The sequence below is a fragment of the Hydrogenobaculum acidophilum genome (assembly GCF_054656715.1).
In genome coordinates this window covers 1-227 of the sequence record NZ_BAAHXP010000081.1, presented here as the reverse complement: position 1 = coordinate 227, position 227 = coordinate 1, and the positions used below count along the sequence as shown (strand labels likewise).

Here is a 227-nt window from a genome sequence, read left to right as displayed (position 1 = left end):
GGTAATCCAGCTTGTGGAGACGCTATGCTTTTTACTATAAAGGTAAACCCTCAAAATGATATCATAGAAGACGTAAGATTTAAGACATTTGGATGTGGTTCTGCTATAGCAGTCTCTTCTATGCTCACAGAGATGATAAAGGGCAAAGACATAAACTATGCTTTAAATCTAACTTACAAAGATATATTTGACCAGCTAGGTGGATTACCACCTCAAAAGATACACTG

At 36.6% G+C, this 227-nt stretch carries 1 protein-coding gene; it reads left to right on the top strand.

Translation table 11 applies throughout. From position 1 onward, the window contains the following. Nucleotides 1-227, top strand: a 227-nt coding sequence (locus tag ACYQZV_RS09210) for an iron-sulfur cluster assembly scaffold protein (RefSeq protein ID WP_459895368.1), incomplete at both ends; no start/stop codon positions are given.